At 46.0% G+C, this 8,140-nt stretch carries 7 protein-coding genes; 4 read left to right on the top strand and 3 right to left on the bottom strand.

The genetic code is table 11. From position 1 onward, the window contains the following. Positions 1 to 473, top strand: a 473-nt coding sequence (locus QUA03_RS27560; RefSeq protein ID WP_333216719.1) for a TraX family protein, incomplete at its 5' end; no start/stop codon positions are given. 102 nt (positions 474 to 575) lie between these two features. On the opposite strand, the gene QUA03_RS27555 is transcribed toward QUA03_RS27560, so the two are convergent. Continuing rightward, complete coding sequence (locus QUA03_RS27555) at positions 576 to 1,298, bottom strand: restriction endonuclease subunit R (RefSeq protein ID WP_445304878.1); 723 nt, start codon at positions 1,296 to 1,298, stop codon at positions 576 to 578. Between the two features lie 230 nt (positions 1,299 to 1,528). Here QUA03_RS27555 and pds point away from each other — a divergent pair, with 230 nt between their 5' ends. Together pds and crtB are read left to right on the top strand one after the other, a co-directional pair. After that, the gene (gene pds / locus QUA03_RS27550; RefSeq protein WP_333160049.1) at positions 1,529 to 2,902 is read left to right on the top strand and encodes a 15-cis-phytoene desaturase; all 1,374 of its coding nucleotides are present in this window, start codon (positions 1,529 to 1,531) and stop codon (positions 2,900 to 2,902) included. A gap of 91 nt (positions 2,903 to 2,993) precedes the next feature. Further along, a complete protein-coding gene (gene crtB / locus QUA03_RS27545) occupies positions 2,994 to 3,923 on the top strand; it encodes a 15-cis-phytoene synthase CrtB (RefSeq protein WP_333083196.1) in 930 nt (309 codons plus the stop codon). Positions 3,924 to 4,207: 284 nt separating this feature from the next. Here crtB and QUA03_RS27540 read toward each other — a convergent pair whose 3' ends face one another. Beyond that, positions 4,208 to 4,705, bottom strand: coding sequence for a hypothetical protein (locus tag QUA03_RS27540; protein WP_333216716.1), 498 nt, complete (start codon positions 4,703 to 4,705; stop codon positions 4,208 to 4,210). Positions 4,706 to 4,831: 126 nt separating this feature from the next. Then, the gene (locus QUA03_RS27535) at positions 4,832 to 7,555 is read right to left on the bottom strand and encodes a valine--tRNA ligase (RefSeq protein ID WP_333216714.1); all 2,724 of its coding nucleotides are present in this window, start codon (positions 7,553 to 7,555) and stop codon (positions 4,832 to 4,834) included. Between the two features lie 155 nt (positions 7,556 to 7,710). On the opposite strand from QUA03_RS27535, the gene QUA03_RS27530 reads away from it, so the two are divergent. Further along, positions 7,711 to 8,046 carry a hypothetical protein gene (locus QUA03_RS27530; RefSeq protein ID WP_333216712.1) on the top strand — a complete coding sequence of 112 codons (336 nt, stop codon included), beginning with the start codon at positions 7,711 to 7,713 and terminating at the stop codon, positions 8,044 to 8,046. Positions 8,047 to 8,140 lie beyond the last annotated feature (94 nt).

Genomic DNA, 8,140 nt, shown 5'->3' with positions numbered 1-8,140 from the left:
GCTGCCTATCTTTTTTTAGCACACATTGCCTCAATCCTCACCACCTCTGGGTTTCAGGCTGGTTGTTACCCCCCCAGCAGTTAAACATCATGTTTAGCTTTGCCGTAGCAGCACTAACTTTGAGCTACATCCGACGCTTCGATCGCAAAATTGCAGTTTTAAGCACAGGTCTAGTAAGTGCTCAAATTTTAGGAGTGAGTTACGGCTGGTATGCAGTGGCTTGCCCGCTATTGATGATTAGGTGGAAAGGAGGAGGATCTCGCCTGTGGTGGTTCGGCTGGACTATAGCAAATATCGGATATACAATTAGTTGCCAAAGCTCGATTCAAATTTTCGCTATATTCACACCGCTAGTTCTGGCATACTACGATACCTCTAAAGACCAAAAACCAACGGCTTTAGAAAAAAGATTTTTCTATTATTTTTACCCATTACACCTTGGGGGGCTAGCGGCACTGCGAACAATTGTCTAAATAAGACTGGGGATTCTAATTAGTTCACTGTTGATTTTTTATTTACGCGAAGTACAACCGCGTCTCTGAGCGATCGCCCTCATAGAAGAGTGCGATCGCTTTCTAAACTAGATTGCCAACATTCAACTGACCGAGGCGCTTCAAAATACTCAGCACGCTGTACAAATCATTCCCCGGATTGAAAAGGTAAAACTTCCGAGAAAAAGCGTACTGTGCTGTTTCCCGCTTAACTAATTTGACAAATAGGAAATCTGCCCCATTCATTAACAATCCGTAAGTAGATCGATCGGTACTCAGATTCGCTAACATATAAGCCAGTAACTGCGGTATGCCTACTTCCAAAGAAAACGCAGCCTTCTTCGATTCGATAACTACTACCCAAAACTCCTGAAACAAAGCCAAAACATCCAACTGTCCACTGACAATCAGTCCTTCATCTTCGTCCACAATTTCTACAGATTTTTCGGAAGTAACATGAAAAGGAGCCAGATAAAAATCTGCTAAATCCAAAAAAGGAGACAGCACAACCATTTTGACTGTATTTTCTAGAAGTGGCGGATGTTTGAGCAAATTCCTGTAACTTGCCTTCACTCTGTCCAGCCGCTGTTTTTCATAATCGCTGATTTCTGGCAAATCATCTTGCCACTCGCGAAAGAATTGGTCATCCTCAACCCACTCAATTTTGAATTGGGTTTCCAAATCGTTTAGTGCGACATTTATAGCTTGAATTGTTTGTACCATAAATGCAACTAATTTATTGAAATTTGCCTCATAATTAATGATAGCAAAACTTGCTAAATTTTCCTTAATACTGAGGTATTGCATCTTTCAAAACAGTCCTTTGACAATCAAGCAATTTGGCCCGCGGCCCCCGGAGCGCGGCTGGGGAGCCAGAAAAAAGCTCTGCGTCGTCCTCACCAGCCCCCGGATTGCGGCTGTGGGAGCAATCTCAAATCTCAAATCCCCTCACATCCACCTTCCCCAATTCCCAAAAAATGTAACGAGTTGTAAAGTATAATTAAACCGAAGCGAACACAGAGGCCAAGTAGTATCAAATGCGAGTTGCGATCGCCGGAGCAGGCTTAGCAGGACTTTCCTGCGCTAAATATCTTACCGACGCGGGCCACACCCCCATCCTCCTAGAAAGTCGGGACGTACTCGGCGGCAAAGTCGCCGCCTGGAAAGATGCAGACGGCGACTGGTACGAAACCGGCCTCCACATCTTCTTCGGTGCATACCCGAATATGCTCCAACTCTTCAAAGAACTTGACATCGAAGACCGGCTGCAATGGAAAGAGCACTCGATGATTTTCAATCAGCCGGAAACCCCCGGAACCTATTCCCGCTTTGACTTTCCCGACCTTCCGGCTCCCTTCAACGGCGTCGCAGCCATCCTGAGCAATAACGATATGCTCACCTGGCCCGAAAAAATCCGCTTTGGTATAGGTTTGATTCCGGCGATGCTTCAGGGTCAAAAATACGTCGAAGCAATGGACAAATACTCGTTTTCCGACTGGCTGAAAAAGCAAAACGTCCCCCCCAGAGTCGAAAAAGAAGTATTCATCGCCATGTCCAAGGCGCTCAATTTCATTGACCCCCACGAAATATCTGCAACCATACTGCTGACAGCCCTCAACCGCTTCCTGCAAGAGAAAAATGGCTCGAAAATGGCTTTTTTAGACGGTTCCCCCACAGAGAGGTTGTGTCAGCCGATGGTAGACTACATAACTGAGCGCGGCGGTGAAGTACGGCTGAATGCACCTATCGGGGAGTTTTTGCTCAACGATGACAACACGGTGCGTGGCTTCCAGATTCGGGGAGTAAAAGGGGCAGAGTCAGAAATTCTGACGGCCGATATTTACGTTTCTGCGATGCCGGTTGACCCGCTGAAGCTGATGATGCCGAAACCTTGGGGCGAAATGGATTATTTCAAACAGCTCGAAGGCTTGGAGGGAGTACCCGTCATTAATGTACACTTGTGGTTCGATCGCAAATTAACTGATATCGACCATTTGCTGTTCTCGCGATCGCCCCTGCTAAGCGTCTACGCCGACATGAGCAACACCTGCCGCGAATATGCCAACCCAGACAAATCCATGCTGGAACTGGTTTTAGCACCGGCCAAAGACTGGATCGGCAAATCAGACGAAGATATCGTCGCAGCCACAATGGTCGAGTTAGAAAAACTCTTTCCCGATCAAATCCCAGAACCAGCCAAACTGCTCAAATATCACGTAGTCAAAACCCCACGTTCCGTTTACAAAGCCACTCCCGGACGCCAGCAGTGCCGTCCCACACAAACAACTCCCATTAGCAATTTCTATCTAACGGGGGATTATACAATGCAGCGTTATCTTGCGAGTATGGAAGGTGCCGTGCTTTCTGGTAAGCTGACAGCGCAGGCTATTTCAACGGCCAATAACCAATGAAAAATTAAGAATTTTTCATAAAGACGTAAAAAATCTCCCGTTTTCTAAACGGGGGAAAATCAGTTCTAATCTTTAAATTTCTTATTCTCGGATGCTGCAACTGTCAAAACTCCAGTGCATGAGAACTCTGGCCTCTGTGGATGACTCTTACGAACTGTGCCGCCAAGTCACGGCGAGTTATGCCAAAAATTTTTATTTAGGCACTCAACTCATGCCCGAAGCCAAGCGTCGGGCGATTTGGGCGATTTACGTCTGGTGCCGCCGCACCGACGAACTCGTAGACGGGCCGGGTTCTGATGCAACGACCCCTGAAACCCTCAATCTGTGGGAAAAACGGCTAGAATCTGTGTTTGCCGGCCATCCTCACGACGACTACGACGTAGCTTTGGTGGATACGCTGTCTCGTTTCCCGATCGACATTGGGCCGTTTCGAGAGATGATTGCGGGCCAGCAAATGGACTTGTACCGCAGCCGCTACGAAACTTTTGAAGAGCTCAATCTTTACTGTTATCGAGTAGCGGGTACTGTCGGACTGATGTCGATGTCTGTCATGGGTGTAGACGAGTCGAATCCGGCTGCTAACTGGAATTGGCACTGGGGCAATAAAATTCCCAAAGAAGAAGCCATCTCCCTCGGTATTGCCAAGCAGTTGACTAATATTCTGCGCGATGTCGGAGAAGACGCCCGCCGCGGCCGTATTTACATTCCCTTAGAAGACTTAGCCTTGTTTAACTACACCGAAGAAGATTTATTCAATGGTGTAATTGACAACCGCTGGCGGGAATTGATGCGGTTTCAAATTCAGCGAGCTCGCAAATTATACGCCAGCGCCGAACCGGGAATTAAAGTACTCAGTCCCGATATCCGCTGGACTGTTTGGGCTGCTACTATGCTGTACAGCAGGATCTTAAATGCGATCGAACGCAATCAATATGATGTGTTTCAGAAGCGGGCTTATGTTACCAATTCTCAGAAACTGCTGTGTCTCCCCGCCGCTTGGATGAAGTCAAAAGTGCTTTAACCGCAGGCAATTTTGCTGGCGATTAGGCAACGGGTAAGGGGTATTTGTCAAGTTACAAATTATATGATGTCCAGCAAATTGCATATTAGGTTTTTGGGGACAGGGCAGTGCCGTGTCCCTACCTGTTGTGTGTTAATTGGAGTCAATCGATTTTAGATTTTAGATTTTAGATTTTAGAGGCGACCCCACGAATAAATGCGGGGGCTTGAGGATTTTCGATTTTCGATTTGGGATTGATTCCACGGATAAATCACGTGGCGGGTACCACCTTTGAAATTCGCTTGTCAAAGTGGCGGTGTAGCGGGTGAAATTTTCAATTGGTTGATCGAACTTTCCAACAATTGCTTTTCCTGCTGGAGTTTTGCTTCTAAGTTTTGAATTTGTTCTCGGCGGGCTTCAACTTCAATCAAGCGGCGAGACAATTCTTGACTCTGCAAAGTGAGAGATTGCCTCCAATCTTCTACTTTTTGGGCTTCTTGCTGCAAAAAATCGGGAGTAAAACCTGTTGTTAAATATTTCTCTACTAATTGTAGTACCCAGTTTGTAGCTGCTTGAATATCCAAAACCTGGCTATTTTGGTCAACATTTGCTAATACTAAAATCCCTGCATTTAAAACATTCGTTGCAGAGTTAATTGGATTTTGAGCAAAATCTTTCTGTAATGTCAAGAAACTTTCTTCACTAAGAATAGCCCAAGTATCATCAGAATTTTGGCAAGCCAGCAATTGCAGACTTATCTCGCCTAAATTTTCCTGATTTTGTACTTGGGCTAAATATAACATGAGGGTAATTAGTAATGGGTGATGGTTGTAGGATTTGCTATCTTCTAGGGGCGGGTTTTACAAAAAATCTATGCCTGAAACTAACTCTCTCCTAAACCCGCCCCCACCCCTGTCAACAGTCAACTCTTAAAACAACTTTAGCCGATCGCGCAAAATCTCAGCTTGTTTTTCGGCTTCCGCCAAAGCATCCCTCGCCCCCTGAACCACATCAGGAGTAGCCTTATCCACAAACTTCTGATTACTCAAACGCGCCGCAGTATGCTTAATTTCAGCTTCCACTTTGCTCAACTTCTTTTCTAATTTAGCACGCAAAGCCGCCAAATCGACCACCCCAGCCAGAGGAATCAATACTTGCACAGTACCTACAACCCCAGTAATTGTCTGTCCCAAATCTGTATCCAAACTAGCAGTTACGGTCAGATTTTCCACTTTTGCCAAATCCTGAATGTAAACGCCTCCATCTGAGATTATTTGGCGTTCTTTCTCGTTTTCGCTTTGCAAAATCGCCGTCACCTTCACACTTGGCTTGATATCAGAATCTGCCCGCAAATTGCGAATAGTGCGAATTGTACCGAACAACAACTCAAACTGCTGTTCCAAATCAGAATCAATGAGTGATGCGTTTGCTTCAGGATAAGCTTGCAAAGCCAAACATTGATCGTCACCTGTTTGAGTCAGAGTGTGCCAAATCTCCTCAGTAATGTGCGGCATAAAAGGATGCAGTAGTTTCAGAATCCCTTCCAACACAAAAGCAAAAGTTTGCTGTGCCCCTTTCTTAGAATTTGGTTCAGCATCCTGTTGCAAGCGAGACTTGACTAACTCAATATACCAGTCACAGAAATCGCCCCAAATAAACTCATAAAGTCCCTTTGCCGCTTCTCCCAAACCGTAATTTTCCAAACAATTGCGGCTTTGTTGCACAACTTGATAATAGCGAGAAAGAATCCAGCGATCGCACAATTCCAAACCACCTCCCCCAGAAGGACTTCCCAATTGTTGCGGAGTCTGTCCCTCCAAATTCATCATCACAAACCGGGCGGCATTCCACAACTTATTCGTGAAGTTACGCGAAGCTTCCACCGATTTCGATTCATCAGTTTTGCGATCGTACTCCATGCGAATATTTTGACCGGCCCCAACCACTTCCTTAACCAAAGTGTAGCGCAAAGCATCAGTACCGTACTTGCCAATCAACAGCAGCGGGTCGATACCGTTATTTTTACTCTTAGACATTTTCTGACCGTTTTCATCCAACACCAAACCGTGAATGTAAACAGTATCAAAAGGCATCTTTTCAGTAAAATGTCCTGCCATCATCGTCATTCTAGCCACCCAGAAAAAGATGATATCAAAACCTGTAACCAAAGTAGTTGTCGGATAGTAAAACTCCAAATCTTTAGTTTCGTCCGGCCATCCCAAAGTTGAGAAAGGCCACAACCCAGATGAAAACCAAGTATCCAATACGTCTGGATCTCTTGTTAACTCTACGTCATTACCAAATTTAGCCGTAGCTTTTTCCTTAGCTTCAGCTTCAGTTTTCGCCACTACAAACGGCGTCGTGTCAGTAATTTCGCCTTGGGTTTCGCTAACAGCATACCAAGCCGGTATTTGGTGTCCCCACCACAATTGTCGGGAGATACACCAATCCTTCAGCTTCACCAACCAATCCCGATAAACCTTTGTCCATCTGTCAGGAACAAAGACTGGTGAGTTACTTTGATCTAATGCTTGTAAAGCACGTTGAGAAAGAGGCTCGATCTTCACAAACCATTGTGTAGATATCAAAGGTTCGACCGGGACTTTGCCGCGTTCGCTGTAGGGAACAGTATGCTTATAATCTTCTATTTTAACCAAAACCCCGTCATTTTCTAACCGCTGCACCACATTTTTCCGGGCAACAAATCGGTCTTGTCCCTGGAACTCTCCGGCATTTTCATTTAAAGTGCCGTCCTTATTCATAATGTTAATAAACGGCAAATTGTGACGTTTACCCATCTCGAAGTCATTCGGATCGTGGGCGGGAGTCACCTTAACACAACCAGTTCCAAAAGTCGGATCGACAAACTCATCAGCAATGATTGGAATTTCGCGATTGACGATCGGCAAAGTCACAGTTTTACCGATAAGATGTTTGTAGCGATCGTCCTGTGGATTCACCGCCACCCCAGTATCGCCCAACATCGTTTCCGGCCGAGTCGTCGCCACCTCCAAATAACCCGAACCGTCCGTCAAAGGATAGCGGAAATGCCACAAATGGCCCTCAACTTCCTGCTGGTCTACCTCCAAATCCGACACAGCAGACTGACTCGCCGGACACCAATTCACCAGGTAATTGCCGCGATAAATCAGCCCCTCATCGTACAAGCGGACAAACGCTTCTAAAACCGCAGCGGATAAGCCTTCATCCATCGTAAAGCGTTCACGCGACCAATCGACAGACACGCCCAAACTGCGTAATTGGTTAGTAATAGTATTGCCCGATTCAGCTTTCCACTCCCAGGCCCGTTCCAAGAATTTTTCTCTGCCTAAATCGTGGCGAGTTTTGCCTTCTGCTTTGAGTTGCTTTTCGAGAATAGTTTGAACTGCGATGCTAGCATGATCCGTTCCCGGCAACCACAGAGTATTGCGTCCAGTCATGCGGTGATAGCGGACGAGGACATCAATCAGCGTCTCTTCAAAAGCGTGTCCCATGTGGAGGCTGCCGGTGACGTTGGGCGGCGGGATAACGACGCAGTAAGGTTCGCCGCCGGCTTCTGGGTCAGCTTTGAAGGTTTGGTTGTCTTCCCAGTATTTTTGCCACTTGGCTTCGGTGGCTTGGGGGTCGTATTGCGGGGGTAGGTTTGCGGTCATGGTGGCTTGAGGGTTTTATCTTATTTAGATTGTGCCATAGAAGGGAGGAGAAGAGTTTTGAACCGCATCCGTGTCAGAGGCAGAGGGAAGACCGATATTCAAGGCGGGGAGTGTCAAGTTAAAATGAAGGTAAAATTAAAAGGTTTGATGGCATTATGAATGTAGCAGCACTTCGACATCAAATCGATCGATGGCTCGATCGACTTTCTCCAGAACATCTGGCATTAGTTGCGAGTTTTATAGAGTTTCTAAGCCAAAAGCAACGTCAGGGGGTAATCATTTCGCAAAATAATCTGCCAGAGGTTTTCTCAGCAGAAATCCAGGAGATGCCTCCTGCTAATTCTTTTAGTATTCCAGAACCCTCAGAAATTGACGGAGAGGGCCAATCTCAAGCAGCGCTTCTACAAGATTTTCGGCAAGCTTGGCACGAAGCCATGACTGGGCAAACCATTTCGGTTGCTCAAATGTGGGAAGGAATTGAAAATGACTGACTTGCCCTTAATTCAAGAGACCTCTTGCGAAAGTCTCAGACGAGCGCTAGTTTGTCTTCAAAAAAAGTTCATAATTATAAATACCAGCGATCAA

It is taken from the genome of Microcoleus sp. S36b_A4 (assembly GCF_036700645.1).
Classification (GTDB): Bacteria; Cyanobacteriota; Cyanobacteriia; order Cyanobacteriales; family Microcoleaceae; genus Microcoleus.
The sequence above is the reverse complement of the archived record's forward strand: the minus strand, read 5'-3'. Positions and strand labels throughout refer to the sequence as shown.

Coding starts and splice junctions, on each gene's coding strand:
- QUA03_RS27535 (WP_333216714.1), bottom strand. CDS start 7,555: ATGACCGCAAACCTACCCCCGCAATACGACCCCCAAGCCACCGAAGCC.
- pds (WP_333160049.1), top strand. CDS start 1,529: ATGCGAGTTGCGATCGCCGGAGCAGGCTTAGCAGGACTTTCCTGCGCT.
- QUA03_RS27555 (WP_445304878.1), bottom strand. CDS start 1,298: ATGCAATACCTCAGTATTAAGGAAAATTTAGCAAGTTTTGCTATCATT.
- QUA03_RS27540 (WP_333216716.1), bottom strand. CDS start 4,705: ATGTTATATTTAGCCCAAGTACAAAATCAGGAAAATTTAGGCGAGATA.
- crtB (WP_333083196.1), top strand. CDS start 2,994: ATGCTGCAACTGTCAAAACTCCAGTGCATGAGAACTCTGGCCTCTGTG.
- QUA03_RS27530 (WP_333216712.1), top strand. CDS start 7,711: ATGAATGTAGCAGCACTTCGACATCAAATCGATCGATGGCTCGATCGA.